Source organism: Mesorhizobium sp. M0296 (genome assembly GCF_040321675.1).
Taxonomy (GTDB): Bacteria; Pseudomonadota; Alphaproteobacteria; order Rhizobiales; family Rhizobiaceae; genus Mesorhizobium.
Genome location: NZ_JAMYRZ010000048.1, coordinates 14,265 through 40,807, shown reverse-complemented (window position 1 = coordinate 40,807; position 26,543 = coordinate 14,265). Strand labels below are relative to the sequence as shown.

The 26,543-nt window shown below is 61.6% G+C and carries 34 protein-coding genes and 2 tRNA genes; 23 read left to right on the top strand and 13 right to left on the bottom strand.

The window, feature by feature from the left end; genetic code table 11:
- Window positions 1-496: 496 nt before the first annotated feature.
- From NKI97_RS30670 to NKI97_RS30605, 14 genes are all read left to right on the top strand, one after another.
- The gene (locus NKI97_RS30670; protein ID WP_023677392.1) at window positions 497-874 is read left to right on the top strand and encodes a VanZ family protein; all 378 of its coding nucleotides are present in this window, start codon (window positions 497-499) and stop codon (window positions 872-874) included.
- 539 nt (window positions 875-1,413) lie between these two features.
- Entirely contained in the window at window positions 1,414-2,061 is a 648-nt protein-coding gene (locus tag NKI97_RS30665; protein ID WP_352453407.1) for a GntR family transcriptional regulator, read from the top strand.
- An 85-nt stretch (window positions 2,062-2,146) separates the two neighbouring features.
- Complete coding sequence (locus tag NKI97_RS30660) at window positions 2,147-2,992, top strand: transporter substrate-binding domain-containing protein (RefSeq protein WP_352838110.1); 846 nt, start codon at window positions 2,147-2,149, stop codon at window positions 2,990-2,992.
- 85 nt (window positions 2,993-3,077) lie between these two features.
- Window positions 3,078-3,791, top strand: coding sequence for an ABC transporter permease (locus tag NKI97_RS30655; RefSeq protein ID WP_502894790.1), 714 nt, complete (start codon window positions 3,078-3,080; stop codon window positions 3,789-3,791).
- On the top strand, window positions 3,788-4,507 hold the full coding sequence (locus NKI97_RS30650; RefSeq protein WP_352457755.1) for an ABC transporter permease: 720 nt from the start codon (window positions 3,788-3,790) through the stop codon (window positions 4,505-4,507). The genes NKI97_RS30655 and NKI97_RS30650 overlap by 4 nt, the downstream gene beginning before the upstream one ends.
- A gap of 21 nt (window positions 4,508-4,528) precedes the next feature.
- Complete coding sequence (ggt, locus tag NKI97_RS30645; protein WP_352838108.1) at window positions 4,529-6,121, top strand: gamma-glutamyltransferase; 1,593 nt, start codon at window positions 4,529-4,531, stop codon at window positions 6,119-6,121.
- Window positions 6,122-6,645: 524 nt separating this feature from the next.
- On the top strand, window positions 6,646-7,029 hold the full coding sequence (locus NKI97_RS30640; protein ID WP_352453410.1) for a hypothetical protein: 384 nt from the start codon (window positions 6,646-6,648) through the stop codon (window positions 7,027-7,029).
- Complete coding sequence (locus NKI97_RS30635) at window positions 7,026-7,781, top strand: AAA family ATPase (protein ID WP_352453411.1); 756 nt, start codon at window positions 7,026-7,028, stop codon at window positions 7,779-7,781. The genes NKI97_RS30640 and NKI97_RS30635 overlap by 4 nt, the downstream gene beginning before the upstream one ends.
- Before the next feature lie 217 nt (window positions 7,782-7,998).
- Window positions 7,999-8,613: a class I SAM-dependent DNA methyltransferase gene (locus NKI97_RS30630; RefSeq protein WP_352453412.1), complete on the top strand. Its 615-nt coding sequence runs from the start codon at window positions 7,999-8,001 to the stop codon at window positions 8,611-8,613.
- Between the two features lie 655 nt (window positions 8,614-9,268).
- Window positions 9,269-9,739, top strand: a complete 471-nt coding sequence (locus tag NKI97_RS30625; RefSeq protein WP_352838106.1) for a hypothetical protein — start codon at window positions 9,269-9,271, stop codon at window positions 9,737-9,739.
- 575 nt (window positions 9,740-10,314) lie between these two features.
- Window positions 10,315-10,653, top strand: coding sequence for a hypothetical protein (locus tag NKI97_RS30620; protein ID WP_352838104.1), 339 nt, complete (start codon window positions 10,315-10,317; stop codon window positions 10,651-10,653).
- Window positions 10,654-10,759: 106 nt separating this feature from the next.
- Window positions 10,760-12,553: a phage tail tape measure protein gene (locus NKI97_RS30615; protein WP_352838102.1), complete on the top strand. Its 1,794-nt coding sequence runs from the start codon at window positions 10,760-10,762 to the stop codon at window positions 12,551-12,553.
- A 3-nt stretch (window positions 12,554-12,556) separates the two neighbouring features.
- On the top strand, window positions 12,557-12,772 hold the full coding sequence (locus NKI97_RS30610; protein ID WP_352838101.1) for a hypothetical protein: 216 nt from the start codon (window positions 12,557-12,559) through the stop codon (window positions 12,770-12,772).
- Window positions 12,765-13,133, top strand: a complete 369-nt coding sequence (locus tag NKI97_RS30605; RefSeq protein WP_352831410.1) for a hypothetical protein — start codon at window positions 12,765-12,767, stop codon at window positions 13,131-13,133. Before NKI97_RS30610 ends, NKI97_RS30605 begins: the two co-directional genes overlap by 8 nt.
- A 143-nt stretch (window positions 13,134-13,276) precedes the next feature.
- On the opposite strand, the gene NKI97_RS30600 is transcribed toward NKI97_RS30605, so the two are convergent.
- The gene (locus tag NKI97_RS30600; protein WP_352838099.1) at window positions 13,277-13,570 is read right to left on the bottom strand and encodes a helix-turn-helix domain-containing protein; all 294 of its coding nucleotides are present in this window, start codon (window positions 13,568-13,570) and stop codon (window positions 13,277-13,279) included.
- A gap of 92 nt (window positions 13,571-13,662) precedes the next feature.
- On the opposite strand from NKI97_RS30600, the gene NKI97_RS30595 reads away from it, so the two are divergent.
- From NKI97_RS30595 to NKI97_RS30560, 8 genes are all read left to right on the top strand, one after another.
- Entirely contained in the window at window positions 13,663-14,325 is a 663-nt protein-coding gene (locus tag NKI97_RS30595) for a hypothetical protein (protein ID WP_352838098.1), read from the top strand.
- Entirely contained in the window at window positions 14,325-14,687 is a 363-nt protein-coding gene (locus NKI97_RS30590) for a hypothetical protein (protein ID WP_352838096.1), read from the top strand. The genes NKI97_RS30595 and NKI97_RS30590 overlap by 1 nt, the downstream gene beginning before the upstream one ends.
- A gap of 68 nt (window positions 14,688-14,755) precedes the next feature.
- On the top strand, window positions 14,756-15,358 hold the full coding sequence (locus tag NKI97_RS30585; RefSeq protein WP_352838094.1) for a hypothetical protein: 603 nt from the start codon (window positions 14,756-14,758) through the stop codon (window positions 15,356-15,358).
- Window positions 15,244-16,212: a head maturation protease, ClpP-related gene (locus NKI97_RS30580; protein WP_352838092.1), complete on the top strand. Its 969-nt coding sequence runs from the start codon at window positions 15,244-15,246 to the stop codon at window positions 16,210-16,212. Before NKI97_RS30585 ends, NKI97_RS30580 begins: the two co-directional genes overlap by 115 nt.
- Before the next feature lie 13 nt (window positions 16,213-16,225).
- Complete coding sequence (locus NKI97_RS30575) at window positions 16,226-17,290, top strand: phage major capsid protein (protein ID WP_352838090.1); 1,065 nt, start codon at window positions 16,226-16,228, stop codon at window positions 17,288-17,290.
- 18 nt (window positions 17,291-17,308) lie between these two features.
- Entirely contained in the window at window positions 17,309-17,620 is a 312-nt protein-coding gene (locus NKI97_RS30570; RefSeq protein WP_352532454.1) for a DUF2190 family protein, read from the top strand.
- A gap of 67 nt (window positions 17,621-17,687) precedes the next feature.
- Window positions 17,688-18,065, top strand: a complete 378-nt coding sequence (locus NKI97_RS30565) for a hypothetical protein (RefSeq protein WP_352838088.1) — start codon at window positions 17,688-17,690, stop codon at window positions 18,063-18,065.
- Window positions 18,065-19,141, top strand: a complete 1,077-nt coding sequence (locus NKI97_RS30560) for a tyrosine-type recombinase/integrase (protein ID WP_352838086.1) — start codon at window positions 18,065-18,067, stop codon at window positions 19,139-19,141. The genes NKI97_RS30565 and NKI97_RS30560 overlap by 1 nt, the downstream gene beginning before the upstream one ends.
- A gap of 72 nt (window positions 19,142-19,213) precedes the next feature.
- On the opposite strand, the gene NKI97_RS30555 is transcribed toward NKI97_RS30560, so the two are convergent.
- From NKI97_RS30555 to NKI97_RS30510, 10 genes are all read right to left on the bottom strand, one after another.
- Window positions 19,214-19,289: transfer RNA gene (locus NKI97_RS30555), tRNA-Phe, on the bottom strand.
- Window positions 19,290-19,665: 376 nt separating this feature from the next.
- Window positions 19,666-19,857, bottom strand: coding sequence for a DNA gyrase inhibitor YacG (gene yacG / locus NKI97_RS30550; protein ID WP_023677402.1), 192 nt, complete (start codon window positions 19,855-19,857; stop codon window positions 19,666-19,668).
- A complete protein-coding gene (locus NKI97_RS30545) occupies window positions 19,854-20,483 on the bottom strand; it encodes a Maf-like protein (protein WP_352457706.1) in 630 nt (209 codons plus the stop codon). The genes yacG and NKI97_RS30545 overlap by 4 nt, the downstream gene beginning before the upstream one ends.
- A gap of 25 nt (window positions 20,484-20,508) precedes the next feature.
- Window positions 20,509-20,727 (bottom strand): translation initiation factor IF-1, encoded by a 219-nt coding sequence (infA, locus tag NKI97_RS30540; RefSeq protein WP_006200926.1) that lies wholly within the window; start codon window positions 20,725-20,727, stop codon window positions 20,509-20,511.
- 89 nt (window positions 20,728-20,816) lie between these two features.
- Window positions 20,817-21,284 carry an arsenate-mycothiol transferase ArsC gene (locus tag NKI97_RS30535; RefSeq protein ID WP_352838112.1) on the bottom strand — a complete coding sequence of 156 codons (468 nt, stop codon included), beginning with the start codon at window positions 21,282-21,284 and terminating at the stop codon, window positions 20,817-20,819.
- Between the two features lies 1 nt (window position 21,285).
- A complete protein-coding gene (locus NKI97_RS30530) occupies window positions 21,286-21,771 on the bottom strand; it encodes a UPF0262 family protein (protein ID WP_292663977.1) in 486 nt (161 codons plus the stop codon).
- 2 nt (window positions 21,772-21,773) lie between these two features.
- The gene (gene hisD, locus NKI97_RS30525) at window positions 21,774-23,066 is read right to left on the bottom strand and encodes a histidinol dehydrogenase (RefSeq protein WP_352838084.1); all 1,293 of its coding nucleotides are present in this window, start codon (window positions 23,064-23,066) and stop codon (window positions 21,774-21,776) included.
- 4 nt (window positions 23,067-23,070) lie between these two features.
- A complete protein-coding gene (locus tag NKI97_RS30520) occupies window positions 23,071-23,505 on the bottom strand; it encodes a DUF2948 family protein (RefSeq protein ID WP_352457708.1) in 435 nt (144 codons plus the stop codon).
- A gap of 301 nt (window positions 23,506-23,806) precedes the next feature.
- Complete coding sequence (gene murA / locus NKI97_RS30515) at window positions 23,807-25,099, bottom strand: UDP-N-acetylglucosamine 1-carboxyvinyltransferase (RefSeq protein ID WP_352453416.1); 1,293 nt, start codon at window positions 25,097-25,099, stop codon at window positions 23,807-23,809.
- Window positions 25,100-25,256: 157 nt separating this feature from the next.
- Window positions 25,257-25,487 carry a hypothetical protein gene (locus NKI97_RS30510; protein WP_352747102.1) on the bottom strand — a complete coding sequence of 77 codons (231 nt, stop codon included), beginning with the start codon at window positions 25,485-25,487 and terminating at the stop codon, window positions 25,257-25,259.
- A 160-nt stretch (window positions 25,488-25,647) separates the two neighbouring features.
- Between NKI97_RS30510 and NKI97_RS30505 the strand changes: the two genes are divergently transcribed.
- Window positions 25,648-25,722: transfer RNA gene (locus NKI97_RS30505), tRNA-Thr, on the top strand.
- A gap of 163 nt (window positions 25,723-25,885) precedes the next feature.
- Here NKI97_RS30505 and NKI97_RS30500 read toward each other — a convergent pair.
- Together NKI97_RS30500 and NKI97_RS30495 are read right to left on the bottom strand one after the other, a co-directional pair.
- Window positions 25,886-26,224: a BRA0787 family protein gene (locus NKI97_RS30500; protein WP_352453574.1), complete on the bottom strand. Its 339-nt coding sequence runs from the start codon at window positions 26,222-26,224 to the stop codon at window positions 25,886-25,888.
- Between the two features lie 90 nt (window positions 26,225-26,314).
- Window positions 26,315-26,518, bottom strand: coding sequence for a hypothetical protein (locus NKI97_RS30495; RefSeq protein WP_352457712.1), 204 nt, complete (start codon window positions 26,516-26,518; stop codon window positions 26,315-26,317).
- Window positions 26,519-26,543: the final 25 nt, after the last annotated feature.

Here is a 26,543-nt window from a genome sequence, read left to right as displayed (position 1 = left end):
TCGTTGAAACGATCGAGGCAACCGAATGCAACAACTACTTCGCAAACGCCGGCTACGCTTCCATCAAAACGTGAAAGGCTCTAGTAACATCAGTCGCTACCGTGGCGCCCTGGCGCCCAGGCAACGGAGCCCGTCGTCCGACAGGGCGGCGGGCTTTTTTGACGCGGGTCGGTCATCACGCAATCGATGGAATTCTGGCCGGCGCTGCTTCGTGTGGCATGGGGTAAGGTGCCCTGACGCAGCGCCGGCCAAGCGGAAATCAGGTCCGCCGCAGCCAGATTGTAGCCGCGCTGGCGCAGCAGGTAATTGCGTGATCGCGGAAGCTACACCATGCAGAGCCCTCCCCAGCAGTTCGGCCTGCCAGCGGCTGACCCGAGGCATTCATTCATTCTGACGATGCACCGGACGCCCCGACGGCGGAAATTGGACACCGCGCTCGCTCTCGATTCAGCGGCCGGTGTTCCCTGCAGATTTCGGACGAAAGGCCATTCTATCCTTGTTGCGCCTGGATTCTTATCAGATCGTGGCAAGGATTGCCTTTCCGGCCGCGTTTGCCGGCGTTCTGCTGTTCGCCCTTCTGCCGGAGCAACTCCTGCAGGGCCTTGGCTTGGCTTTCACGTTTGATCACGACAAGCTCAATCACGCCGCCGCCTTCGTCGTCCTGGCGGCTCTCGGAAGTCTCGGCTGGCCGGAACGCAAGGCGAAGCTGATCGTACTCCTCGTTCTCACGGGTGCGGCGATCGAGGGGCTTCAGGCCGTGCAACTGATAGGGCGCGACCCGGATTTATTCGACTGGGTGGCCGACTGCGCGGGAATCGCGTGCGGACTGATGGTTGCAGGCTGGACAAAGCGGCTCGCCGGCGGATTGCCATAGCTCGAAAGCGCATAACGGAATCGGCGCGCCCGTGCCCCAATAAGGGGAAAATGGCCGGCGCCACTTGGGGGGCGCGTTGGGGTAAGTTGCCTGATGGGGCGCCGGCCAGGCGGAAAAATTACGTCCGCCGCAAAGTAACATAGCAGGAACGGCAATGCGCGGCAGTAGCGTGATCGCGGAAGGTCCGCGCTCGCGCCTCCGGTGCGGTGACCCGTTTTGGGTCAACAATTCTGGCACCTGAATTGCACTGCAGGTAATGCCGGGAAATCCCGGCAATCGTCCCCGAATATGGGGCCTCGCCGCTTCGCAAATGGAGCGGCGGGCCTTTTTGCCGGATATGTTGAAAAGTAGGCCGATCAGCGGCTTAGCTGATGACGGCGCGCTTAGCCCGATTTCCCCTACCAAGTGCTTATTCTCACAAGAGAAATTCTAAAGCGCCCAAGCATCGGTGCTTGACACAGGTTTCGACAACTGGATAAGTGGATACACAGATACGCTCTGATCGGACCTGGGACATGGCAGCTGACGCAATCCAGCCGTTGGGCATCACGACCGCCGAGGAGGAAGCTTATCGCCACATTCAGCGGGCCCTGAGGATGGGGCGTTATCGGGCCGGGGACCGGCTGATCCCGGAAGAGATCGCGACGGAAATCGGCATGAGCCGCATGCCGGTTCGCGAAGCATTCCGCCAACTGGCCGCGGAAGGTCTTGTGGTCATTCGCCCGAACCGTGGCTGCATCGTCGCCGGGCTTACCCTCGACGAGATCTACGAAACCTTTGAAATGCGCTCGGTGCTCGAAGGGCTGGCGGTGAGGCTTGCCATGCCGCACATCGATGTCGAAGTGCTTGAAGAACTGGAACGCCAGCTCGACCGCATGGAGCGCGCCAGCCAGACCGGCAGCAGCGACTGGGTCGTGCGCCATCAGGCCTTCCATCTGCAGATTTGCCAACTGAGCAACAGACCCAAGCTGGTCCGGCAGATTGCCAGCCTGCACGTCGTGATCGAGCCCTACCTGCGCATCTGGTTCGACTATGTCGACAAACCCGCCAGCGCGCGTGCCGAGCACGAGATCCTGATCGACGTGCTGCGGTCAGGTGATGCCGGCAAGGCTGAGATCGTCATGCGGGATCATATCGTTGAGACGGCGCCGCTTCTGGCCAACTTCGCAAGTCCCGGCCGTCGTTAGGGAATACCATCTAACTCGTTGAAGCCGGAAGATAATCCGGCACGACGAAAGGGAACTGCCATACCGGCAAAAAGAGGAGAATGATATGAAAATTAGCCGCATCGCAGCCATTGCGTCGGTCCTGTTCGGCCTGGTCCAGGCCGCCGTTGCACAAGAAACACCAAAGGCAATTACCATTGCCACCGAAGGAGCCTACGCGCCCTGGAATTTCACAACAGCCGACGGCAAGCTGGACGGCTTCGAAGTCGATCTCGCCAATGATCTGTGCGGGCGAATGAAGATCGAGTGCAAGATCGTCGCACAGGACTGGGACGGCATGATCCCCGCGCTGACCGTCGGCAAGTTCGACGTGATCATGGCGAGCATGTTCATCACTGAAAAACGTCTGAAGATCATTGACTTTACCCAGCCGTATGCCGTGGATCCCTCAGGTTTCGCGGTCGCCAAGGATAGCGAACTGGGCAAGCTCGGCATCTCCAACGAGCGGTTCAAGCTGGAGAATGAAGCCTCTGCGCAGGCGGCAATCGACAAGCTCAAGCCATTGCTGAAGGGAAAGATCATTGGAGTTCAGGCTGCAACGGCGAACCTGGAATTCCTGAAAAAATACTTCTCGGACGTCGCCGAGATTCGCGAATACAAGACCACCGAGCAACACGATCTCGATCTCGCCGCGGGTCGCATCGACGCGCTCTTCGCGCAACAGACAGCGCTGGCCGCCACCCTGAGCAAGCCGGAGTTCAGCGACTATACGCTTGCAGGACCAGGGTTTGTCGGGGGTCTCTTCGGTCTTGGCTCCGGGGCCGGTATCCGCAAAGACGACACCAAGCTGAAAGACATGCTCAACGGCGCCATCGACGCCGCGACCGCCGACGGCACGATCAAAACCCTGTCGCTTAAATGGCTCAAGAGCGACGTCACTCCAGTCAAGTAAGCGCTTGCCGGCGAACGGCCATTCCTGACCACGTTCCGGAGCTGAGCCGTTCGTCCTGCCGGGGGTATCAATGCCGGGGGTATCAATGGTTGACGCATTCCGGCTGCTTGGTTTCCAGCACGGAGGTTGGGGGGCTGCTCTTCTCATGGCGGCCTCGGTCACAGTGCTCCTGTCTGTGCTGGGCTTTGCGCTTGGCGCTGTCTTTGGCGGGCTGGCAGCGGCCGGGCGTCTCCGCAACTCCAAAATATTGAGGTTCTTGGCCCTTGGCTATTGCACGGTTTTCAGGGGCGTGCCCGACCTTCTGACCATTTATCTGCTTTACTATGGAGGAAGCGTCGCCCTGACCTCGCTTGGTCATAGCCTGGGCGGGTCCGGATTCGTCGGCGTTCCGGCCTTTGCCACCGGAACCTTGGCTATCGCCATTATCTCGGGCGCCTATCAGGCCGAGGTCTATCGAGGGGCTTACCTTGCCATCGACCAGGGACAGCACGATGCCGCTTGCGCGCTTGGTCTCAACCGGCTGCAGCGGCTGCGACAGGTTATTTTTCCCCAGCTCCTGAGATGCGCGCTGCCAGGTCTCGGCAATGTGTGGCAGTTGGTTCTGAAGGACTCGTCGCTGATATCGGTAATCGGCCTCGTTGAACTGATGCGCCAGGCGCAGATCGCTGCAGGTTCGACCCGTGAACCGTTCATCTTCTACATTGCTGCAGCCTTGCTCTATCTGGCTATCGCTTCCGTCACGGGCCACGCCTTTTACCGTCTGGAACGCAAGGCGCCGTGGCGCGTCCGGTCGGCATGATAGATTTCAGTTTTTTCCTCGAAATCCTGCCGAAGCTACTCGCCGGCCTGCCGCTCACGATGGAACTGGCCCTGACTTCCATCGTTGCCGGCTTCGTTCTTGCCGTCACATTGGCGCTTGCCCAGCAATCGGAATCGCCCTTCGTCGTCTTGCCGATCCGTGGCTTCGTTGCCGTGTTCAGGGGCACGCCTCTGCTGGTGCAGATTTTTCTGACCTATTATGGCCTTGGTCAATTCCGGCACCAACTGTCGGCAATTGGATTATGGGCCGTTTTCCGCGAACCCTACTGGTGCGCAATCATCGCGCTGACACTCAACACCACCGCCTATGGCAGCGAAATCCTCCGCGGCGCGATTCAATCGGTGCCACGCGGCCTTGTCGAGGCGGCCCGGTCTGTCGGCCTGTCCACCTATTTGACCTATCGGCACGTAATCCTGCCGCTGGCCTTTCGCCAGGCGCTGCCGAGTTACGGCAATGAAATCATCCTGATGATCAAGGGCACGTCTCTGGCTTCCATCGTGACCTTGATGGAGGTGACTGGAATTGCCCAGGGATTGATCTCCCAGACCTACCGCGCCTTTGAAGTCTTCATCTGCGCGGGCGCCATTTATCTCACTTTGAACTTCGCGATCATCCGTGCCTTGGCGGCACTCGAATACTGGATGTCGCGGCATCTGCGGCACCGCCCCTCGACGATGAGCGACGCCGCCTCTTGAGCACGATCAGAAGGGCATAGCATGCGAAATTTTGAGAAACCAACGCGCTCGGTCGTCGTTTCACGCGAGGCCATGGCCGCCACCTCTCATCCGTCGGCGACCCTGACGGCGGTGGAGATCATGGCGGCCGGCGGCAACGCCATGGATGCCGCCATCGCAGCCTGCGCGGTGCAATGTGTCGTCGAGCCAGCCTCGACCGGCATTGGAGGCGACTGCTTCGCTCTTCTGTCGCGAAACGGATCCGGCGAGGTCATCGCCTACAACGGATCGGGCAGGACACCCGCCGCCCTCACAATTGACTGGTTCCTCGAACGTGGCATGGCGGAGGTGGCCCGCAATTCTCCTGGCTCCGTCACCATCCCGGGAGCCATCGATGCCTGGACCAGATTGCACACTGATCATGGACATATGCCCTTCGATCAAATCCTGGCCCCCGCTATACGTTTCGCCGAGGAAGGGTACGCCATTTCACCGCGGGTCCATCGTGACTGGGCGTTGGAAGAAGAAGTTCTGGCCTCCGATGTAGCCGCGAAACGGATTTTCCTGCCAAACGGCCGCGCGCCAGGCGTTGGCGAAGTGCATCGCCAGCCTGAGTTGGCTGCAACGCTGCGGCTGATCGCCAAGAAGGGACGAGAGGCCTTCTACACTGGCCCTGTGGCCGACGACATGGTCGTCTATCTTCGTGGGCTCGGCGGATTGCACACACTCGAAGATTTCGCCTCGGCAACAGGCGAATACGTGACCCCGATCAGCACGGCGTTTCGAGGCTGCGATGTGTTCGAATGTCCGCCGAATGGCCAGGGTGTGATCGCGCTGCTCATTCTAAACATCCTCTCGCGCTTCGAAGCGCACGGCGACCCGCAATCCGCGGACCGGCTTCACCTGGAAATCGAAGCAACACGCCTCGCTTACGCCGCGCGTGACCTGCTCGTCGCCGATCCTGATGCGTCCGAGGTCCCGGTGGCCGACATGTTGTCGAATGCCTGGGCCGATCGTCTGGCCGGCATGATTGACCTAAAGCGCGCCCGCGCGGACCTGCCGGCGTTCGATATGCCGCTGCACAGCGACACGGTCTATATTTCCGTTGTCGATAAGGATCGCAATGCGGTCAGTTTCATCAACTCGGTCTTCGACAGCTTTGGCTCGGGCCTGGTCTCGCCACGCTCCGGTGTCGTCTTGCACAATCGCGGGCAAAGCTTTTCGCTTGACCCCAAGCACCCCAATGCAGTGGCGCCGAACAAGCGACCTTTGCATACCATCATACCCGGGATGCTTGCGAGAGACGGCCGGGCAGAAATGCCTTTCGGCGTTATGGGTGGCTACTACCAGGCAATGGGCCATGCGCACCTGCTGACGAAGGTGCTCGACTTCGGGATGGATCTGCAGGAGGCGATTGATCTGCCGCGGGTCGCCCCCGTCAGCGGCACCATGAACGTCCAGGCCGAACACGGGCTCGCTGGCGAAACCGTAGCTGAACTTAGCCGACGCGGTTTCGAAATCATTCCGGCCACGGACCCGATCGGCGGTGCGCAGGCCATTCGCATCGATTGGGCAAACGGGACCCTGCTGGGCGGTTCTGAACCGCGCAAGGACGGCTGCGCCCTCGGTCTGTAGACCGGTTATGGCCAGAGCGGGACCCAAGATGCCGAAGATGCTCTTCATCGACATTTGGCCGGCGAGCAGGAGCCGCTGGCGCCATGGTCCAGATAATTCCTTGCACGCCATCGACAATCCGATCGGCGCGAGGTTGTCACCCATGTCTTAGGTACAAACTGTTATCCATGTCTCCGGGCCGTACAGGGAAAAATGGTGCCCAGAGGCGGATTCGAACCACCGACATGCGAATTTTCAGTCCGCTGTCGGTGATTGATATTGTTCAGATTTTAGGCCGAATGTCGCGTTTGTGTCGCGTCAGGCCCGCTCGGCCTGAACTCGTTGCCCTGTTCAGCGCCCAAACACGCGTGCCGTGGTGCCGACAGTCATTCAGATGGATGATGGTATGGTTCGGCACTCCTAGTAAGCTCCGATCCACAGGCAATTTAGAGACTTTCTGAGGTCCATATTCCTATGGGCGCAAGCGGCGCGACGACGGAGGTGTTGGCGCAGGCGGCGGGGTCGGGTCGTCGAGGCTCGCACGCGTGGAAGCCACGACGACCGACGTCGACCAACGGGCAACCGTGGGGCGCTCGATCGATCAGGAGATGGCACGGGCGACGAGCCAGTTCGACAGCGACAGGCGTGTCAACCAGCCGCAAGCGCAGGCGATCGAGAAGCAATTGCAAGTTCTCAAGTCAACCGGCAACGCTGTCGCGGCTCAACAGGCGGGACTGCACGCCATGGAAAGGCAGTCTCCCGCCGCATCGCATCTCCTCCAAAGCTTTTTGCGGCGTCAGCAGGATGCCAGCGAGCGGGGTCAACTCGGCCAGGCTGATGCCAGAGTGTTTACGCTCGCCACACCGCCGGAGCGGGCGAACTCGCTTCATCCGATCTTTCTGCGTCCTGTTCGGGAGGTCCCTACATGATCATCGAGTTGTTCGGTCCGCCTGGTGCAGGCAAGACGACCCTTCTCCGCGCCCTTTGCCGTGAGCTGGCGAAACGCGACATCCGTGTGAAGACAGTCAATGGCTATCGCCGGATTGATTTTGTGTCTTTCGGCAGCGAAGTCGATTCGGTCGAGGATGAAGGCCCGGAGACACGCCATGGCATCCAGCGTCTGGTGCACAAGCTCGCCACCGCGAGTCCGGTCTTGTTCTCGACTCCGCCGAGCGAGGGGGCCGCTGCGCGGCTTTTGGCATCGATCCCTCCAAAAAGTCGAATATGGGCGTTGCGTCTGAAGATCGACGTCGTTTTGCTCTTCGAAGCCTGGAATACAGCGCAGGCCTCAGAAGGGTACTTCATTTTCGAAGAGGGCATCGTTCAGGCGTTGTGTGCGCTCGTCCTGTTGGCACGAAATCCAAGTATCGACATGGTTCGTAATTGCCTGACGTTCCTGCCGCGACCGGATCTCCTCATTCAAGTCGACGCGCCCGGGGAAACGCTGCGCCACCGCCTCATTGAGCGGTATGCGCGGCAGCCGTACCTCGAGCGCCTTCTCGAAGTCGGAGTGGTCAGGGGCCTGAAGCAAGCGGATATCGCGAGGGAGATCGGCCAATGCCTGCAAGACAAATGGCCGCTGATGCGTGTCGACGGCCTCGACCCACGCAATTTCGAACAGGTCGTCGCGCGCATCGTGGGGCACGGATTGCCCGCGACGGCATGCGTCGGGCCAGACTAGAGGCGCGAGTTGCATGGTGCTCACGGTGAGATCGTTCGTTGGCATTCGCAGATTTCTGCGGGCGCAGTGGCGACCGTTAGGCAGCGTCCATGAGAACCGTGCACCCGCTCTTCGGGGTTACCGAGCAAGCCACCAGACGGATGGGTACGGTGCCCATTACTCCGACACGTTCCGGTCCGGCTACTATGCAGCTCTGTGGTCGGGTATCGAAAAGCCTTTGGTCGAACGTATTCTCCTGCCTGTCGGCGGGCCGAACCGGAAATGCCTGGACTTCGCATGCGGCACAGGCCGCATAGCAAATATCGCAGCTCAATTTTTTGGTGAAGTCGTCGGCGTTGACATCTCCCAATCTATGCTGGCTAGCGCACGGGTTCCGAAGAACGTGAAATTGGTCCGCGCTGATATTACGTTCTCTCCGCTTGCCGAAAGGTTCGACGTGGTCACGGCATTCAGATTCTTCCTCAATGCTGAAGATGAGCTCAGGAAGGATGCACTGTCGGCCATCAGCGCGCATTTGAACGAAGGTGGATTGCTTATCTCGAATATCCACATGAATGCGACCTCGCCAATAGGGCTGGTCTGCCGCATTCTGAACCGTTATGCAGGAGGGACAGTCCGCCATACTTTGAGCATTAAAGGATACGAGCAGACGCTCATTGCAAATGGCTTTATTGTCGAGCGGATAGTTGGGTACGGTTTTTTGCCGCGACCCGGGAAATTGCTGCCAAGACTCTGCGAAATATTGATCGTGCCGTTTGAAAGGATCTGCGCAAGTGCCAGGATTCCGGCGGAGCTTGCGCAGAATTTCCTGGTGGTTGCCAGAAAGCGGTAAAGCCGGCGGGCACATGAAATTTGAAACCGAGCATTTGCCATGAGGCTGGCTCAATCAGACAAAGCGCTGCTCGCCTCTGCTCATCAGTGCGTTTGGCGACGGCGCTCGCCGGTGACCAACGATGCACTTGCCTATCGTTCGCCCTGTTGAGGCGGCCTGACCGAATCCTCTGGTATGGCCTTTGCCCCGCTTACAAAAGTCATACCAGACCTCATTCGCTTCGCTTCCTACAGTCCGTGCTCGCTAATCGAGCAGCCGATTGATCGGACAGCAACATCGGCGCGCTTTACGCGTGCTCATGTCGCGTGGAGTTGTCGACAGTCGCAGGAAACCCTTGAAAATCAACGGTAACAGTTCGCAACACGGCGCGACATGAAATGCCGTAAGTCGCCAAGTTGGCGACACCGCAAGCCGTTGATTTTATATGAAGAAGTAGTGGTGCCCAGAGGCGGATTCGAACCACCGACACGCGGATTTTCAGTCAACCGTTGAGCAGCCAAAGTCAAGGGCTTACGGCGAAAGTTCCGTCAAACCCGCTGCCGAATATCAACAACTTAGCTCCGATTTGTCAAACTCGGCCGCTGTCGATTGGATCGGAAGCGCAGCATCGCCGAACTCGGAAGATCCCGCGCCGACGGCCGACGAACACGCCGGCATGGCTTGGTGGAACGCGCTGGACGAAGGCGGCCGGCGCGACTGGATGCAGCAGGCCGGTAACACTGGGTGCGCTGCCGACGCATGGAAAGCCTACAAGCGCGCCGCGGCTGCCGAAAACTGGTCGGAGTTGGCGTCGAAAGCCCACGTCGTCGACGCTGCCAGTCGGTTATTTGGCGCCAGAGCTGCGCGCCAGCTGTGGCAGGATCTCGGTCTTCCGCCAGTTGGCAAATCCCCCGGACCCCCTGACTTGAGCTTGCTGCACTACGTCGCCGCATTCGTCGAGGCGCGCTTGGTCGCAGACTGCCGGGTCGGCATCGCCGCACGGCAGCTTCACAAAGCCTACATTGAATGGGCGGATGAGATGATCGCGCCTCGTCTGACCCTCACGAGGTTTGGATTGCTGATGCAGAAGACCGGCATTCGGCGTGTTGCCGGCCGCATCATCACCTATGAAGCGCGGTTCAAATGACTGAAACCCCGTACCCCCGCCTTAGGTCAGCGCACGGAAAAGTGGCGCTTTCATTGTTTTCATTGGCTTTTTCGGCGCGACACTTGCACCAGTTTGCGACACTTCGCGACACCTTATTCAGCGAGAATAAGGTAGCAATTTCAAATAGTTGCGACACCCTGCGATACTTATACGCGTCCCTATATACGAGAGAATTTAAGAAACAAAACTCAATTTTATAGCTATAGGCGACGAAAAGTGCCGCAAGTATCGAACCTATTGAAAACAAACAACAAAACTATCGCTAAACTATCGCTAACTATCGCAAAGTGGTGCAGAGGAATTAAAACAATGGTTTGGGGTATTGGAAGTCAGTCGACAACCAGCTGCCGGCCCTTGGATGGGCAAGGTCCGAAGGGTGAGACCCATGCGCACCGTCAGCCACCCCCCGGTCTAGGGACCGTATCAGGCGCCTCTGACCTATACGGGCCCGGGGGATCCCGGGATTTTTCTAGTAGGCGCGTCGGAAAGCGGTACACGCACGAATGTGTGTGCACGCGTGCAGCACACATCATGCAACCTGAAGGAGAATGCCAATGACCGAGAAGACCGTCACCCTGTCGCGGCGCTATGAGGCACATGGCACCATCTTCGAAACGGTGAAGGTGCGCGAGCCGCGGTTCAACGATCTCATGCAGCTGGGCGAGCCCTACGAGATGCAGCGCGCCGCCGGCAACAACGTGGTCATCGAGAACGTCGAAACGGTCGCCGCCTATGTCCGCCGTTGCGTCGTCGAGCCCGGCGTCGACATGCTTGGCGAGCTTGGGATCAAAGACGCCAGGGCGGTTCGGGTCGCTGTGCTCGATTTTTTTACGTATGGCGAGCCAGCAACCGCCTCGCCTGCCTCGAAGTCGGAACCCGCGCCGATGAGTTGATATTCCGGTTTGGCATGCGGGCGGCCGATGTCGCCTGCATGCCGATGTCGGAGATTCTCGCCTGGTTCGCGCGCGCCGTCGCATATCACAATCGCAGGAGCACGAAATGAGCAATCGTACGATCGAAGCCGTGATGCGGCTTTCTGCCAAGCTGGGCCCGATGGGCGCCTTCGATAAGATCGGGGCGAAGCTGAACCAGGTCAATCAGAAGTCGATCGCGTTCAACAGGACGCAAGGCCTGCTCAATCGCACGATGTCGGCCATGCCGATCGGGCGCTTTATTGGACCTGCCGTCGCGGGGTACGCCCTCACGCAATCGATCAAGGAATTTGCCTCTGTCGAGCGCCAGCTCACGCGAATCGGCCTTACGCTTGGCGCGTCGCGCGACGAGATGCAGGGCCTATATCAGGACGTGAACCACTATGCCAAAGCCTACGCCCTGCAGTCCGACCAGGTCATGGAGACCGTCGGTGCCTACGCGGCCGCCGGCGCCAGCCTCACGGACATCCGCAACGATCTGGACCTGCTCACCAAGTCGCAGCAGGCGCTCGGCGCGTCGGGCGAGGATGTCGTGAACAGCTGGAACACCGCGCGCCTGTCGCTCGGCTTGACAACCAAGGACGCCGAAAAGTTCTTCTCGATCATCGCCGCCGGCAGCTCGGCCGGCAAATTCGAGGCGCCGGATATGTCGCGCTTCCTTCCCTCGCTGCTGCCGTCGGCGGCCAAGCAGGGGTTTCAGGGGATCGAGGGCGCGCAGCGCATGGTCGGATTCCTCGAGGTGATGGCGAACTATACCGGCACGGTCGGCGAGGCCGCGACGTCGGTCGGCGATTTCCTCGAAAAGCTTTCCAGTCCGGACGTCGAGAAGCGGCTCTCAAAAATCAGCGGAAGCTTTCTGAAGCGCATGTCGGCCGCTCGCGAAAATGGCGAGGACATGCTCAAGGTGACGCATGATATTTTGATGGAGGCCACCGGCGGCAAGGCGGACAGGCTGGGCCAGATTTTCGGCGACAAGGAAGCCCGCCAGGCCGCGACCGTGATCCTTGCACACTACGACGAGATCGTCGCCGCCCAAAAGGAGATCGCGGCGAATGCGCCTGGCGTCCTCGATCGCAACAACGCGCAGCTGCTGAAAAACACGCAGGCCGGTCTTGACCGGATCAAGGAAACCCTCAGCCAACTGCAGATTCAGGCCGGCGATTTCGCCGCCTCACTGGGCGTCGTCGACGGGCTGAAATACATCGTCGATACGCTGGGCTACGCGAACTCAGTCAATGCCGGTCTCGAAAAAAGCGGCGTTCACGGGTTCGCCGCGCGCACGGCCTGGGGCATCACTCACGGAGACGAGGACAAGGACATGATGGCCCGGCGAGGCGGCTATCGCTCCGATGAAGAGCTTCGCGCGGCTGCCGCCTACAAGCAATATGGCGATTCGCGGCGCGCCGGCATGCCTCGTGATCCCAGTTTCGGCGCCGGCACTGACGCCAATGGCGTGCCCATTCCGCTGCCCTACGGCGCGCCGACGCCGCTCGGTCCTGTGGTGCGCAGCAACCTCTACCCAGCCCAGCACGGCCGAGGATCCTCGTACCGGCCGGATAGCGCCTGGTCGCTTCCACCAGGTGGGGGCGGCGGGCCGCAGCCAGATGGCGACTGGTTTGCCCCCGTTGGCGCCGAGATCGAGGATAAGATCGCCAGTGGCGGCCAGCAGGCCGGCCAATCGATCACCGACGGCGCCAAACAGGCCGGAGGGATATTTGCAGCGATGGTCGCCGGCATAGGCAAGCAGCTCGGCACCGAGGCCGGTGCAGCGTTCAACGCGACGGCAAGGGCGCCGACGCTGGCAACAGTGCGCGCGGATACTGGACGGTCGAGGGCCGGCCATTTGATGGGGCCGCGCTGAACGATGTTCGACGGCGAATTTCTGTCGCAGCGGTTTCAGAGGATCGGTGAGGAACACACTGAGCTGGTCAGGATCGCTTGCGCCATGGCCGAGATCGACGACCGGGAGGACCGGCTGTTTCGCAGGCTGATGATCGCCGAAGCAAGCAATCGTATCGCCGATCTCTGGCAGGAAGTCGCCGCACACCTGGCGGACGGGGGCGCGGGGGCCGATGCCTAAAAAGAAGTCGATCTCGTTGCCCGGCCGCACCTCACGGCCGTTTCAGTCCTCTTCCCGTGAAACATTGCCGACGTTTCACACTCGGGTCGCGCCTTTGCTGCCGGCGTTGAGCATCGCCACGGCGCAAGCGGCTGCGGTGCGACGGGCGACCGCGCGAGGCCACACCATGGGTCCATGGCGTCGCGAGAAGGGTGAATGGTGCACGATGTGCGATCGGTGCGGGGAAAAGCTCGACCTGGCGACAGGCGCGCTCAGCGCGGCCGGCGTGGCGGCCGTGAAGGCGCAGGGCGGCATTGCTGGCGAGATGGAAGGCGGCATCGTCTACGTGCTTGGCAGCGCGTTGGAGCCCTGTCCTCGCTGATCTTGCGAGGGTTTGCGGGCAGGGGCTCAGAATTTGAGGGGGGCCGGGGGCAAGGCTCTAATTGTTCGCGCAAAACAGACCAGGCTGCGGGCGACTTTTTCCAAAATCTGATCGTCGGTTTCGTTTGCCATCCCCAAGGCCTCCTATTCTCTTTTCAGCGCCCTAAGCGCTGCGCCGGCTCTCGCCGCCACCTCCGCTTCGTAGACATCCTTCCGCAAGCGCACCCCTGGCCCGTCGCCGTTCTTATCGACAAAGATCACGCCAGCCGTTTCCAAGGCGGCGCGCATGGCCGCGAGATTGTTAGGGTTTGGCATCCTCCGGCCCTTTTCGAAATCCACGACGGTATTTCGCGACACGCTAGCATTACGAGCCAAGACCGCCTGGTCCATCTCAACAAGGGCGCGAGCTGCCCGTATTTGTGCCGGTGAAATAGTCATAAAGCCCAACGTTGCGCATGGTGTTGACAATGTGCCCTTAGTTGGGCATCATGCGCAATAGATATCACGATGCCCAACTAGGAGCAACTGCAATGCCGAACGCACTCGTTGCGGCAGCCGCCGAAGGCTTGCCGTCAATCAACCGCCGCCAAGTCCTTCATAGCCTGGCGGCATCGTCAGCCGCCGCCGCTGCCTTGGTGGCGGCTATTCCGGCCGCGCCTGCCGCCGAGCATCCCGACGCCGACCTTTTCTGGCTTGATCAGGAAATGGCGGAAGCCGAGACCCAGATGAATCTGGCGAACAAAGCCTGCTGCCGGGCCGGCAAGATCGCCGACAAACTCTATCCGCCGCAGCCTGCCGCTTGGGCGGAACCGCGCATGCCGGACCACGTCCACGAAATGGTTGCATCCATGCTTGTTCGGGACCTTGCAATTCCGGAGAAACAGCCGGCGCCTTTGCGCGATTTCCACAGGGCTCGTGATCAGCAGCGGGCCGCGCAAAGGGCCCTGCAGGATGCCTTCCTCGACAAGGTGGATGAGATAAATCGCCAGGCCGGCGTTGATGCCGCCGAGGCCGCATACCGCGCGCGCTCAGCCGAGTTTTACAAGGTCGGCGACCGCATTTTGGCAACGCCGGCCAACACGTTGGCGGGGATCATCGTCAAGCTCCGGGCGGCCGACAAAATCGACGCCAAGAGCGAGGCCTTGATTTCGATCGCCGCCGATATCAGGCGCCTGGCAGGTGAGGCGGCGTGATGGGTAAAACCGACGCAAAGCTTCTACGGCTCGAAGCAAAATTCCGTGCCGCGGACGATCGACGGAAGGAAGCTACCGCTAAGACAGCCGAACTCGAAGAGGCGGTGGATCGCCTCATGGCACTTGTTCGCAAGGCGGAGAAGAAGGAGGCCAAAAAGGCTGCGACGACGGCCCGCGCGTTCGATCGCGTCATGTGCACCCGGGCGAGAAGTTTGGCGGGTCTGCTCGCGAAGGTGAGGGTCAGAACGCGCTGGAACACTGATGATGAGGAAAGCGAGATAGCAATCCTGAGGAGCATTATCGCTGACATAGAGGCGATGGCCGACGAGGCGTCCACTGGCGCGACCGAAAATCATGCTTGACGGAAAGGCATTTTGTCGCCTACAAAATGTAAACCATACATTTTGTCAGAGACAGGATATCCAAAAAAATGATCAGTCGCGCCCAATTCTTCGTCCTGACCAAGCTCAATTCCGACGGCCTGTCGGCGCTTAAGCATCGCAACCAGTTGCCGGTGGTCAACGCTGTTGACCGCGAGTACTCGCCATTCGAAGCGTTCGCCTATCTTGTCTCGGAGTACCTCTTCGCGTCGCCCGATGGCCATGGAATAAATCGTACGATGGCGGCCGCCATTGTACGGGACGCGGCTCCGTTGATTGCCGCGCGTGGCGCCGACATAGAGGCCAGCGCGCAGACCTTTCGTCACGGCGACGGGTCAGGTGACCTCTATGCCGGGCGGCTGCGTCTGCCGGCCGAACAGTTTGCCCGGTCCGAGGCCTTCGTCGGAACCATGGCCGAGCTTGTGGCGGCGCTTTCAGGTGCAGGAACGGTCTTCGGTATCACCGTGACGAACATCACGGCGTCGTTCGTCGCCCTGCAATATCGGGCCGCTGGCGAGGGGATCGATATATCCGGCATGTGGCCCGATCCAAGCTCATTGCCTACCGCCGAGGATCGCATCAAGCGGATAGCGGAGAACTGGCGGGATGCTGTCGGCAAGGTCAACAAAGATCGCGGCTTCGGCGAGGAGTAGAGCAGATGGCTGATATCTATCGAGGTGCAAACAAGATCGATGCTTTCGGCGTCCTCGGCGACAGTCTTTTCGAAGAAGGGTTCTCTCCGTTCGATCTTGCGACAGCTCTGGCCAAGTGCGACAGGACGAAGCCTGTCGAAATCTCTCTCGATTGTCCGGGAGGCGTCGCAACAGCTGGCGTCACCGCTGCCAATCTGATCGCTGGATTTCCGGGTGGATCGCGGGTGACCGTGCAAGGTCTGGTGGCGTCCGCAGGAACAATGCTCGCGATGGCGGCCGACGAGACCACCATGCGGACAGGGTCATTGATGATGATCCACAACCCCAACATTATAACGGCGGGCGATGTGCGAGAGCACGCGAAGTCCATCGAGATCCTCGGGCAGGTGGGTGACGCATATGCGTCTTGGTATGCCAAAAAGTCCGGAAAGCCCGCCGCCGACATGTTGGCGATTATGGATGCGGAGACCTGGCTCAATGGCGAACAAGCCGTCGAGCAAGGATTTGCCAACAAGGTCGAGGCCGCATCAGCCAGGGCGTTTGCTTCCTTCGATTTCACCCGATACCGGAACGCACCGCCAGAATTGAAGGCGCTTGCGCAGGCGAACGGTTGGACAAGGGCGGCGGAAACAGCCTCGGCCTCGGCCGAGAAGGACCGCGCCGACAGGCTGCAGGCCGAGCTCGATGCGCTGAAGGCCACCGGCCAGACCGAGAAGGACCGGCAAGCGCAGGCGGCCGCCTACGAAGCTAGCCGCCTGGCAGACATGCGCATGCCGATTTCCGGACTGGCGCAGCCTGGCAATCGGGGCGGCCGCAGCGGTCCCACGACCTGGAACGACTTCCTCCCAAAATAAGGATCAAGAATCGATGAGCGCAGCTCCCAAACCCAATCCCGCCGATCTCTTCGACCCGATGGCGATCGCCATGCTGAACCGGCATTCGCCTGGCATCGTTCGCGCTGCCTTTGGCGACGCCGTGTCGCGCGCGCATCCTGGCATGGGTCTCCGCGATGCCGCGGCAGCGGTCGCCTCGAAGACCGGAGGGCGCAGCGAAATCCGCGCCATGATGACGACGGATGATTTTCTGAAAATCCTGTCGGACACGGTCTCTGTCTCTGCACTGGCGGCGCAGATCATCAACTATCCCGAGATCCTGCGTATCTCTCACGAGACGACCTATGAAGATTTTCGCGAGAAGGAGAGCGTCCAGGGTGGCCTTTTCCCCGAGCTGCTCCCGCCTGGCGAGGGCGGGGAGGTGCAGTATGGGACGATCGGCGAGCGCAAGGAAAAGACCTTTGCCGTCATTCGCTCGCGGATGATCGAGATCACGACCGAAGCGCTGGTCAACGACAATCTCGGCTTGCTGGTGCAGCCGGCGCTTCGCATCGGCGAGACCGTGCTCGACGGCAAGGCGCGGGTGATCGTCAACCGGATCGAATCGAACCCGGTGTTGTCGGATGGCGTCGCGGTGTTCCACGCCAGTCACGGCAACCTGGCTGGCGCCGGTGCGGCTCTGGACGTGACGACGCTTTCGGCGGGAAGGCTCGCCATGCGTCGACAAAAGGACATCGACGGGCTGCGCGATATCGGCGTCAACCCGTCCTTCCTGGTCATTCCGCCCGAGCTCGAGACTGCTGCCGAGCAGCTGCTCGCCGCGATCACGGCCACCTCGGTCGACGAGGTCAACCCGTTCTCGGGCAAGCTGACGCCGGTCGTTGAACATCGGCTCGCCGACCCGAAGGCCTGGTACCTATTCGCCCGGCCGGAGCGGCAGATGAGCCTCGAGCATGGCACCGTCAACGGCATGGACGATCCGGAGGTGCGTACAGAGGCGCCAATCAACCGGCACGCCGTCATCACGCGCGTTTCCACCGCCTTCGGCGCCGGCTGGATCGACTATCGCGGCGCCTACAAGAACGCCGGACCGGCGTAAAATCAGGAGAGACCGACAATGAGAAACCTTGTCCAGGATGGCCATACGGTGCCGTTGACGGCGCCCGTCGACCGCGCGCCGGGAGATATCGTTTGCGTAGGCAGCATCGTCGGCATTGCCGTCGGCGCCGCCGCCAGCGGCCAAGTTGTGCAGACGCGCCTTCAAGGCGTGTTCAAGGACCTGCCGCTGAAGAGCGGTGATGTCTTCGCGGCCGGCACGCTCGCCTATTATGTGGTCGCTGACGACGAGCTGACGACGACTGCCGGCACAAACAAGAAGTTCGGCGTCTCGCTTGGCGGCGGTCAGTTCAGGCTCAACGGATCGTTCTAGGAATCTGCCGGGACCTTCAGGGGCGCGCGGTTCGTCCTTTCACGCCAATTCCGCCCGGCAAATAGTCATGATCCGGGATTGGTTGAAATCGCATGAGAAGGCCTGTCGCGCTCGGATGTACAGCGCGGCAGCCGAAGCGGATGCAGTTGGGGGGATGGTTCGCTCCGGCTGCATCCGCAACTTTCTCACCGGGATTTGGTCCATCATGACAATCGCCACACTAAATCTGAAGGTTCTGCCGCGGCGGATGTTGCTCGCCAAAGAGGCTGCCGAATATTGTGGTATTCCGGTAAAGCGCTTCCCCATTGAATGCGGCGTCGTGCCCGTTGTGATGCCGAGCGGGACAAAGCTCTATGATATGCGCGATCTCGATGCCTGGATCGATACGCTGAAATCCGGTGATCAGACCGGCGACGACGAATTGATCAGAAAGCTGCGCGGCTAATGGCAATCGTGCGTGTCAAGGGATTTGCCATCTGGCAGGACCGGAAGCCGCCTTACAAATGGCGCTGCCGGCATCGCAAGACCGGCACAATGGTCGACCTGGCCAAGTTTCCGCTCGGCGGCCTGGCGTTCTTTGCCGAATGCGGGCGCATCGTAGCGCTCGCCGGCAGGGGTGACGATCCGAAGCCTGGCACACTCGGCCAGCTGATTGCCCGCTATCGTGCCAGCGTGTTCTTCACCGACCTGGCCGCGCGCACGCGCGCCGACTATCAACGCTGTTTCGATTATCTGCAGCCGATCGCCGGCACGATGCTCGACCGCTTCACGCCTCCGCTCGTCGTCAGGATCCGCGACGAGGCGGCTGCGATGCACGGTCGCCGGTTCGGAAACTACGTCAAGACCGTATTGGCGCTGACGTTCGCATGGGGCGTCGAACGCGGCTACCTCAAGGTGAACCCGGCTATGAAGATCAAAGGCATCCGCCGGCCACGCGGCATGGCCGATGCGAATCGGCCATGGTCGGACAGCGAGCGCGATGCCGTCGCCGCCGCGCTGCCGGCGCATATGCAACTGCCGGTGGCCCTGATGATGTATTGCGGCCTCGATCCGCAGGACGCGCTTAAGATCCCGCCCACGGCCGTTTCTGACGGCAAAATCGACGCCAGGCGCGGCAAGACCGGCGAGGCCATGTGGTTTCCCCTGCCGGCGCCTGTCGTTGCTGCACTCGCAGTGGCCCCGAAGCACGATGCGATCACGCTCTGCGCCAACAGCTTTGGCAAGCCGTGGACGCCTTCGGGCTTCCGCGCATCGTGGCGGCCGATCAGGCAGGAGCTGGAGCGTTCCGGCGCGGTTCAGCCAGGCCTGACGTTGAAAGGCCTCCGGCATACCGTAGCGACCATCCTCGCCGAGATGGGATACGACGAGCGCACCATCGCCGACATGCTCGGCCAGAAGACGATCGAGATGGCGCGGCACTACTCCAAGCGTGCCAACAAGAGCCGGAAAATGTCGGCCGTGGTCACCGATTTCGACGCCGAAGTGAACAGGCGGCGAACGAAAATTGTCAAACCCGCCTGAGGAAAACGTCAAACTCTGGAAATCGCCGCGATGACACAAGCCAAAAAGAATAGCAAAATCAAAGCTGTAGGATGGTGCCCAGAGGCGGATTCGAACCACCGACACGCGGATTTTCAGTCCGCTGCTCTACCAACTGAGCTATCTGGGCCTGCTCCGGCGGGCGGCAATCTGCACACCGGGTTCATGAAAGCGCCGTCGGCACCCCTTGAAAGCGCGTGGGTTATAGCACGGGAATCCGGCCTGTCCAGCGCTTAGAGCATGATCCCGAAAAGTGGAATCCGGTTTTCGGAAAAAGATCATGCTTAGACAAAAAGCATGATCCCGAAAAGTGGAATCCGGTTTTCGGAAAAGATCATGCTCAAACAAAACGCCAGAACCTGTTCCGTCCGACAGTGCCCGGATGGAACAAGTTCTGGACATTGATTTCAGGCGGGAAACGACAGGCAGTCCGCAAGGCCGATCATCGGTCACGATCGCGGCTGCGAAACCGTCCCAAACCTGTGGAAAACCGCAGGTGGACGGCGCTATTTCTGGTCGTCGTTCTCGTCCTCGTCGTCGCGGCCCGGGATGACGTAGACCCCCTTCAGCCAGCGGTTGAGGTCGATGTCCTTGCAGCGCGTCGAGCAGAACGGGTAGGTTTCGCGCGCCGATGGCTTGCCGCATTCGGGGCAGGGCCGCTTGGGCCGCAGCGGCGTGACCTTGTCGTCCGGGCTCATATCCGCGCACCCGACAGCCAGTTGGCGTGCACCTTAAACCCTTCGCCGCTCAAAAGCGCTACCGTCTCGTAGAGTGGCAGGCCGACGACGTTGGTATAGGAGCCGACAAGCTTGACGACGAAGGCGCCGGCAAGCCCCTGGACGCCATAGCCGCCGGCCTTGCCGCGCCATTCTCCGGATGCGATGTAGGCCTCGATTTCCTCGCGCGGCAGCCGCTTGAAACGCACCCTGGTCTCCACCAGCCGCAAGCGCTGCTTGCCGCCCGGCGTGATCAGGCAGATGCCGGAATAGACCCGGTGCGAACGGCCGGACAAAAGCCCGAGGCAGTTGGCGGCGTCGTCGAGCGTCTCGGCCTTGGGCAGGATGCGCCGCCCGACGGCAACCACCGTGTCGGCGGCCAGCACGAAGCTCGGCAGGTAGTCGGCTTCGGTCTTCAGCGAAGCCAGCGCCTTCTCGGCCTTTTGTGTTGCCAGGCGCTTGGCCAGCGAGCGCGGGTGTTCGGCGCGCAGCGGCGTCTCGTCGACATCGGCCGGCAGCACACGGTCCGGCTCGATGCCGGCCTGCTGCAGCAGCTCGATCCGGCGCGGCGAACCCGAGGCAAGCACGAGCTTCTGCAAAATGCCCATCGCGATCCCGGCCGGGTCCTTGAACTTACTTGAAGCGGTAGGTGATGCGGCCCTTGGTCAGGTCGTAGGGCGTCATCTCGACCAGGACCTTGTCGCCGGTCAAAACGCGGATGCGGTTCTTGCGCATGCGGCCGGCCGTATGGGCGATGATTTCATGTTCGTTTTCGAGCTTGACCCTGAACATCGCGTTGGGCAGCAGTTCCGTCACGACACCCGGAAACTCGAGGACTTCTTCCTTCGGCATTCGATACCTTTGCTTGGATGGGTACTTCCAGCGCCCCGGCCGGAAAGTTGCGCGGAACCTATATGATAAACGTCCGCTTGTGAACATGCTTAATCCACGGCGTTTTTAGCTCCGTTGCCGAGAAAACGGCGGCCGATCCGCGCCTTCAGCCGCTCGCGCACGTCGCGGTAGGCGGCCATGATCTGCTCGCGCGTGCCGCTGACGCCGGTCGGGTCGGGCATAGGCCAATACTCGACCTCGACGGACAGCGAGCGGGTGAGCTCGAGCGCGGTGTGGTGGGCTTCCGGCGCCAGCGTGACGATCAGGTCGAAATAATCGTCCTCGAGGTCGTCCATCGTTCTCGGGTGCCGTTCGCCGAGCGACAGCCCTTCTTCGGCCAGCACGGCATCGACGAACGGATCGCGTTCGCCGCCGCGCACTCCCGCCGAGGCGACGAAGGTTGTGGGCGGAAGCACCTTGCGCGCCAGCAATTCGGCCATCGGCGAGCGCACGGCGTTCATGCCGCAGACAAACAGGATCGAGCGGGGCAGGATCGGGCGGGGCAGCGGGGCGGCCAGTTCAGCCTCGCCAGTGCAGCACGCAAACCAGCGTGAACAGCCGGCGCGCCGTGTCGAAGTCAATCTCGATCTTGCCGGCAAGCCTGTCCATCAGCGTCTGCGAGCCTTCATTGTGCAGGCCGCGCCGGCCCATGTCGATCGCCTCGATGTGGCTGGGTGTCGCGGTGCGGATGGCATCGTAATAGCTTTCGCAGATCATGTAGTAATCCTTGACGATGCGCCGAAGCGGCGTCAGCGATAGGATGTGGGTGACCACGGCTGCGCCGTCCTCGCGCGCCACCGCGAACACCAGCCGGGACTCGGCCAGCGACAGTTTCAGCCGGTACGGGCCGGCGCCGTCGTCATTGACCGGCTGGAAGCGGTTCTCCTCTATCAGGTCGAAGATCGCCACCGCCCGCTCATGCTCGACATCGGGCGTCGAGCGGCCGATCGTCTCGTCGAGCTCGACATCGATCAGCCTGGCGCGGGTTTGGTCGTAGTCGGACATTTCTACATGTTCAGCCGGATGGCGACGGAGCGTCCATGTGCATCGAGCCCTTCCGCCTTGGCGAGCGTGATCGCCGCCGGCGCCAGCGCCCGCAACTGCTCCGGCCCGAGCTTCAGGATCGAAGTGCGCTTGACGAAATCGAGCACCGAAAGCCCGGACGAAAAGCGCGCCGAGCGCGCCGTCGGCAGCACGTGGTTGGAGCCGGCGACATAGTCGCCGATGGCTTCCGGCGTGTGGCGGCCGAGAAACACCGCACCGGCATTGCGCATCCGCGCCAGGAAGGCCTCTGGGTCATCGATGGCAAGCTCGACATGTTCGGCCGCGATGCGGTCGACCAGCGGCAGTGCAGCCTCGATCGTCGGCACCAGGACTATGGCGCCAAAATCGCGCCAGCTCGCTGCCGCCGTTTCTCCGCGCGGCAGGTTCTGCAACTGCCGCTCCACCGCCTGTTCGACCGCTACGCCAAAGGCACGGTCGTCGGTGATCAGGATCGACTGCGCCGACACATCGTGTTCGGCCTGGGCGAGGAGGTCGGCGGCGATCCAGTCCGGATCGTTGCTGCCGTCGGCGACGACCAGCACTTCCGACGGCCCGGCGATCATGTCGATGCCGACCGTGCCGAACACCTGGCGCTTGGCTGCAGCGACATAGGCATTGCCGGGGCCGACGATCTTGGCGACGGGCTTTATCGTCTCGGTGCCATGGGCAAGGGCCGCGATCGCCTGGGCGCCACCAACGCGGTAGATTTCGGAGACACCGGCAAGGTCGGCTGCCACAAGCACCAGCGGCGGCACCTCGCCGCCGGAGGCCGGCACCACCATGGCGATGCGCTCGACGCCGGCGACCTTGGCCGGTACCGCGTTCATCAGCACCGAGCTCGGATAGCTCGCCGTGCCGCCCGGCACGTAGAGCCCGACGGCCTCGATCGCCGTCCAGCGCGAGCCGAGCTCGACGCCGGCGGCATCGGTGTAGCGGTCGTCCTGCGGCAGCTGCCGCTGGTGATGGGCGCGGATGCGCTCGCGCGCGAATTTCAGCGCCTCGACCGTCTGCGGATCGGCGGCCTCGTAAGCCTTGGCAATGTCGTCCCTGGAGACGGCGATGCCGAGCCTGGCCAGGTCACCGCCGCCGAATTTCTGCGTGTACCCGACCAGCGCCGCGTCGCCCTCGGCACGCACCTTGGCGATGATCTCGCGCACCACGGCGTCGACATCGGCCGAGACTTCCCGCTTGGTCAGCAGGAACGCGGCAAAGCGCTGCTCGAAATCGGCGTCGGACTGGCGAAGCGTGATGGCCATCACATCAGACCCTGTGGACCGGGCGCGACGTCGCTTCCCAGGCGCCGCCGACATCGGCAAGCCGTGCCTCGATGCATTCGACATCGAGCATGATCGCGCCGCCGCCCGAAAAGATCAGCTCGACGATGCCGGCCGGCTTGTCGAGCGCGAGAAAGCTGATCGCCAGCAGCGACAGCACTTCGTCGGGCTTGTCGCGGGCAATGCCGCTGGTCTTGGCGCCGAGCACCCGGTCGAAATGCAGCACGGCCTGCCGCCGCTCATTGTGCTGGCGCAAGAAACCGGATTTCGCCTCCCACACGAAGCGGTTCATGGTCAGCACGAAGCGCTTTACAGAAGGCAGGTATTCGAGATCGCTGACCTTCATGACGGCATCCTGGACATGCGCCGAGATGATGCTCAGATCCTGATCGTCGAGCGCGACAAGCTTGAGGCCATTCATGCGGAATTCGCACCTGCGAGTTGATTATTCGACCTTCTGTTAGGCGGTCTTTCCGGCTCGTGCAACCGCGCCGGAGGTCTTGGCCAGGCAATCGCTCCGGTCGCCGCCGCCCCTCATCCTCCTGCCGGGACCTTCTCCCCGTATAGGGACGGGTGTAGGGGCTGGCCGCAACCTCGGCACCCTCTCCGCAACGCCGGAGATTGGCGAAATCCTTCGCGAGGCGGTCCTACTCCCCGTCCCTATACGGCGAGAAGATGCCGGCAGGCAGGTGAGGGGCAGCGCCGACCTGAGCCTGCTATCGTTACCCCGAAATGCGCTCGATTTCCGCGCCGCAGCCAGACAGCTTTTCCTCCAGCCGCTCGAAGCCGCGGTCGAGATGGTAGACGCGGTTGACTGTGGTTTCGCCTTCGGCAGCAAGGCCGGCAATGACCAGCGACACCGAGGCCCGAAGATCGGTCGCCATGACTGGCGCGCCCTTCAGCTTCGCTACGCCGTCGACGATCGCCGTCTGGCCGGACAGCGTGATGTGGGCGCCTAGCCGGGCGAGTTCCTGGACGTGCATGAAGCGGTTTTCGAAGATCGTCTCGGTGATGCGCGACTTGCCCTTGGCCATCGTCATCAGGCCCATAAACTGCGCCTGTAGATCGGTCGGGAAAGCCGGGAAGGGCGCCGTCGTCACGTCGACCGGCGAAATGCCGGCGCCGTTGCGCCTGACGCGGATGCCGGAATTAGTCTGCGTGATCTCGGCGCCGGTCTGCGAAATGATGTCGAGCGCCGTCTGCAACAGGTCGGGCCGCGCGCCTTCCAGCACGACGTCGCCGCCGGTCATCGCCACCGCCATTGCATAGGTGCCGGTCTCGATACGGTCGGGGATCACCCTGACGCGGGCACCCGACAGCGCCTCGACGCCGTCGATGGTGATGGTCGCCGTGCCGGCGCCGGAGATCTTCGCGCCCATGGCGTTGAGGCATTCGGCGAGGTTGACGATCTCCGGCTCGCGGGCGGCATTTTCGAGCACCGTCTCGCCCTTGGCCAGCGAGGCCGCCATCATCAGCACATGGGTGGCGCCGACCGAGACTTTCGGGAACACATAACGGTTGCCGACAAGCCGGCCGTTCCTGGCTTTGGCGATGACGTAGCCGGTGTCGACGTCGATATCGGCGCCCAGCGCCTGCAGACCTTCGAGGAAGAGGTCAACCGGCCGTGTGCCGATGGCGCAGCCGCCGGGCAGCGACACCTTGGCCTCGCCCATGCGGGCCAGCAGCGGGCCGATCACCCAGAACGAGGCCCGCATCTTCGACACCAGCTCGTAAGGCGCCGTCGTGTCGACGATGTTGCGGGCGGAGAAAGTGATGGTGCGCGAATAGCCTTCCTGCTGCTTTTCGCGGCGGCCATTGACCGAATAGTCGACGCCGTGATTGCCGAGGATGCGGATCAGCTGCTCGACATCGGCCAGATGCGGCACGTTTTCCAGCGTCAGCGTGTCATCGGTCAAAAGCGCGGCGATCATCAGCGGCAGCGCAGCGTTTTTCGCGCCCGAGATCGGAATGCTTCCGGCAAGCTTGTTGCCGCCGACAATTCTGATGCGATCCATGAAGAGCGTCCCCTCGGCGCCAAGGCCGGTTTAAATCGGTTGAGTCTGTTGCGGCCATCTAGACCATTGGCCGGCTTGGTTCAAGAAACAGGCTACTCCCCACTTTGGCCCACGCCGACTTGGCCAAAGTACCGGCGACCAACATAGCCGATTCGCGTTAATCTTTTTTCATCGCCGCCTGCAGCCCCTCCGGCAGCTCGTCGGCCTCGCCAGCGCGCCGCTTGTCGGCGTCGCCGGTCCTTCGTGAGCGCGATTGCGCCTTGCGCTTCTGCAGGTTGGCGCGCAACTGCTCGGCCAGCCGGTCCTTGCGGCCCGTTCCGGCCTTTTTCGCTGAACCATCCTTCTTCGGTGATCCATCCTTGTTCGGAGAAACTGTCTTGCCGTTCATCGTTCTGTCCCCGGCCGGCGACCCGCCGGTGCGTATCAAGGGATAGCCAACATTGTGGCACGGCCATGTCCGCAACGATCGCCCGGTGCGGCCTTTCAACCCGTCTTTGTCTTGGCCTTGCGCTTGCCGGTTCGATATGGCAGAAGCCCCGCCATCGGCGGCTGCGGTAGCTCAGTGGTAGAGCACTCCCTTGGTAAGGGAGAGGTCGAGAGTTCAATCCTCTCTCGCAGCACCAGTCTATCCGCACCATGCAGAGCTATGGCCATCGCCGCGCATGACCGACTGAGCAAATAGAGGCTATCAGGGCAGATCGCGACGCATACTGGCTGAATGATACGGAGCCGAGCTGCCCTTGTGCCCGGCTCCGGCTTTGACGGGAACCTATGCAGCGTCGCCTGTTAGTTGCCGACGTCGCCGCTCCGGAGCCGCTTCACGCACAAAGCGCGAAGGACCAGAGCGGCATCGGCGTAAGTGATCGCCTTTTCGCCGCCGAACACCAGTGTATTGCCGACAACCTCTAGGACATCGCCCTCGATGCGCCAAGGAAGAATATCGGTGCAGGTCCGCATGCGGCCGAAGACCGAACTGATCGGCACCATATGGTTCTCAAACTCCACGTGCGGCTCGTCCGTTCCCGGAGTCCAGGTCTGGTAGGCTTCCAAGGCATCGTCGAAGGCTCCGTGCAAATGAATCGGAGCATGGCCCTCATGCAGTGCGGGTAAAAGGCGTGTGATCATCGGTCTCCTCCTGGATCGCGACAGCCAGCCAATGCTGCCAGGTAACCCCCCGCATTTCGATGATAGGTCTATGGCCGGATGCGACGGTGCCTACCAATAGCCGCAAGTGCCGATGCCCCAATAGAAAGCTTCATCCCGTCCTGAGCGGCGAAATTTCGCCTCGGAGTCAGAAGCGTCGTCCGCCTGCGCCTGGTCCGGCGCATAACGTGAAAGCTCCATGGGCGGGAAAAGGGCGCCGATCACGATCCTGATACAGCCCGGAACGGCTTCCAGAAATGTCTGCGTCATCGTCATCTCCTGATCCTGCGAACATGGACGG

Coding starts and splice junctions, on each gene's coding strand:
- infA (WP_006200926.1), bottom strand. CDS start 20,727: ATGCCGAAGGAAGAAGTCCTCGAGTTTCCGGGTGTCGTGACGGAACTG.
- NKI97_RS30595 (WP_352838098.1), top strand. CDS start 13,663: ATGCCGAACGCACTCGTTGCGGCAGCCGCCGAAGGCTTGCCGTCAATC.
- NKI97_RS30625 (WP_352838106.1), top strand. CDS start 9,269: ATGGCTTGGTGGAACGCGCTGGACGAAGGCGGCCGGCGCGACTGGATG.
- NKI97_RS30615 (WP_352838102.1), top strand. CDS start 10,760: ATGAGCAATCGTACGATCGAAGCCGTGATGCGGCTTTCTGCCAAGCTG.
- NKI97_RS30510 (WP_352747102.1), bottom strand. CDS start 25,487: ATGAACGGCAAGACAGTTTCTCCGAACAAGGATGGATCACCGAAGAAG.
- ggt (WP_352838108.1), top strand. CDS start 4,529: ATGCGAAATTTTGAGAAACCAACGCGCTCGGTCGTCGTTTCACGCGAG.
- hisD (WP_352838084.1), bottom strand. CDS start 23,066: ATGGCCATCACGCTTCGCCAGTCCGACGCCGATTTCGAGCAGCGCTTT.
- NKI97_RS30570 (WP_352532454.1), top strand. CDS start 17,309: ATGAGAAACCTTGTCCAGGATGGCCATACGGTGCCGTTGACGGCGCCC.
- yacG (WP_023677402.1), bottom strand. CDS start 19,857: ATGAGCCCGGACGACAAGGTCACGCCGCTGCGGCCCAAGCGGCCCTGC.
- NKI97_RS30495 (WP_352457712.1), bottom strand. CDS start 26,518: ATGACGATGACGCAGACATTTCTGGAAGCCGTTCCGGGCTGTATCAGG.
- NKI97_RS30560 (WP_352838086.1), top strand. CDS start 18,065: ATGGCAATCGTGCGTGTCAAGGGATTTGCCATCTGGCAGGACCGGAAG.
- NKI97_RS30655 (WP_502894790.1), top strand. CDS start 3,078: ATGGTTGACGCATTCCGGCTGCTTGGTTTCCAGCACGGAGGTTGGGGG.
- NKI97_RS30635 (WP_352453411.1), top strand. CDS start 7,026: ATGATCATCGAGTTGTTCGGTCCGCCTGGTGCAGGCAAGACGACCCTT.
- NKI97_RS30590 (WP_352838096.1), top strand. CDS start 14,325: ATGGGTAAAACCGACGCAAAGCTTCTACGGCTCGAAGCAAAATTCCGT.
- NKI97_RS30585 (WP_352838094.1), top strand. CDS start 14,756: ATGATCAGTCGCGCCCAATTCTTCGTCCTGACCAAGCTCAATTCCGAC.
- NKI97_RS30620 (WP_352838104.1), top strand. CDS start 10,315: ATGACCGAGAAGACCGTCACCCTGTCGCGGCGCTATGAGGCACATGGC.
- NKI97_RS30545 (WP_352457706.1), bottom strand. CDS start 20,483: ATGGGCATTTTGCAGAAGCTCGTGCTTGCCTCGGGTTCGCCGCGCCGG.
- NKI97_RS30660 (WP_352838110.1), top strand. CDS start 2,147: ATGAAAATTAGCCGCATCGCAGCCATTGCGTCGGTCCTGTTCGGCCTG.
- NKI97_RS30650 (WP_352457755.1), top strand. CDS start 3,788: ATGATAGATTTCAGTTTTTTCCTCGAAATCCTGCCGAAGCTACTCGCC.
- NKI97_RS30565 (WP_352838088.1), top strand. CDS start 17,688: ATGATCCGGGATTGGTTGAAATCGCATGAGAAGGCCTGTCGCGCTCGG.
- murA (WP_352453416.1), bottom strand. CDS start 25,099: ATGGATCGCATCAGAATTGTCGGCGGCAACAAGCTTGCCGGAAGCATT.
- NKI97_RS30500 (WP_352453574.1), bottom strand. CDS start 26,224: ATGATCACACGCCTTTTACCCGCACTGCATGAGGGCCATGCTCCGATT.
- NKI97_RS30575 (WP_352838090.1), top strand. CDS start 16,226: ATGAGCGCAGCTCCCAAACCCAATCCCGCCGATCTCTTCGACCCGATG.
- NKI97_RS30610 (WP_352838101.1), top strand. CDS start 12,557: ATGTTCGACGGCGAATTTCTGTCGCAGCGGTTTCAGAGGATCGGTGAG.
- NKI97_RS30600 (WP_352838099.1), bottom strand. CDS start 13,570: ATGACTATTTCACCGGCACAAATACGGGCAGCTCGCGCCCTTGTTGAG.
- NKI97_RS30520 (WP_352457708.1), bottom strand. CDS start 23,505: ATGAATGGCCTCAAGCTTGTCGCGCTCGACGATCAGGATCTGAGCATC.
- NKI97_RS30605 (WP_352831410.1), top strand. CDS start 12,765: ATGCCTAAAAAGAAGTCGATCTCGTTGCCCGGCCGCACCTCACGGCCG.
- NKI97_RS30530 (WP_292663977.1), bottom strand. CDS start 21,771: ATGTCCGACTACGACCAAACCCGCGCCAGGCTGATCGATGTCGAGCTC.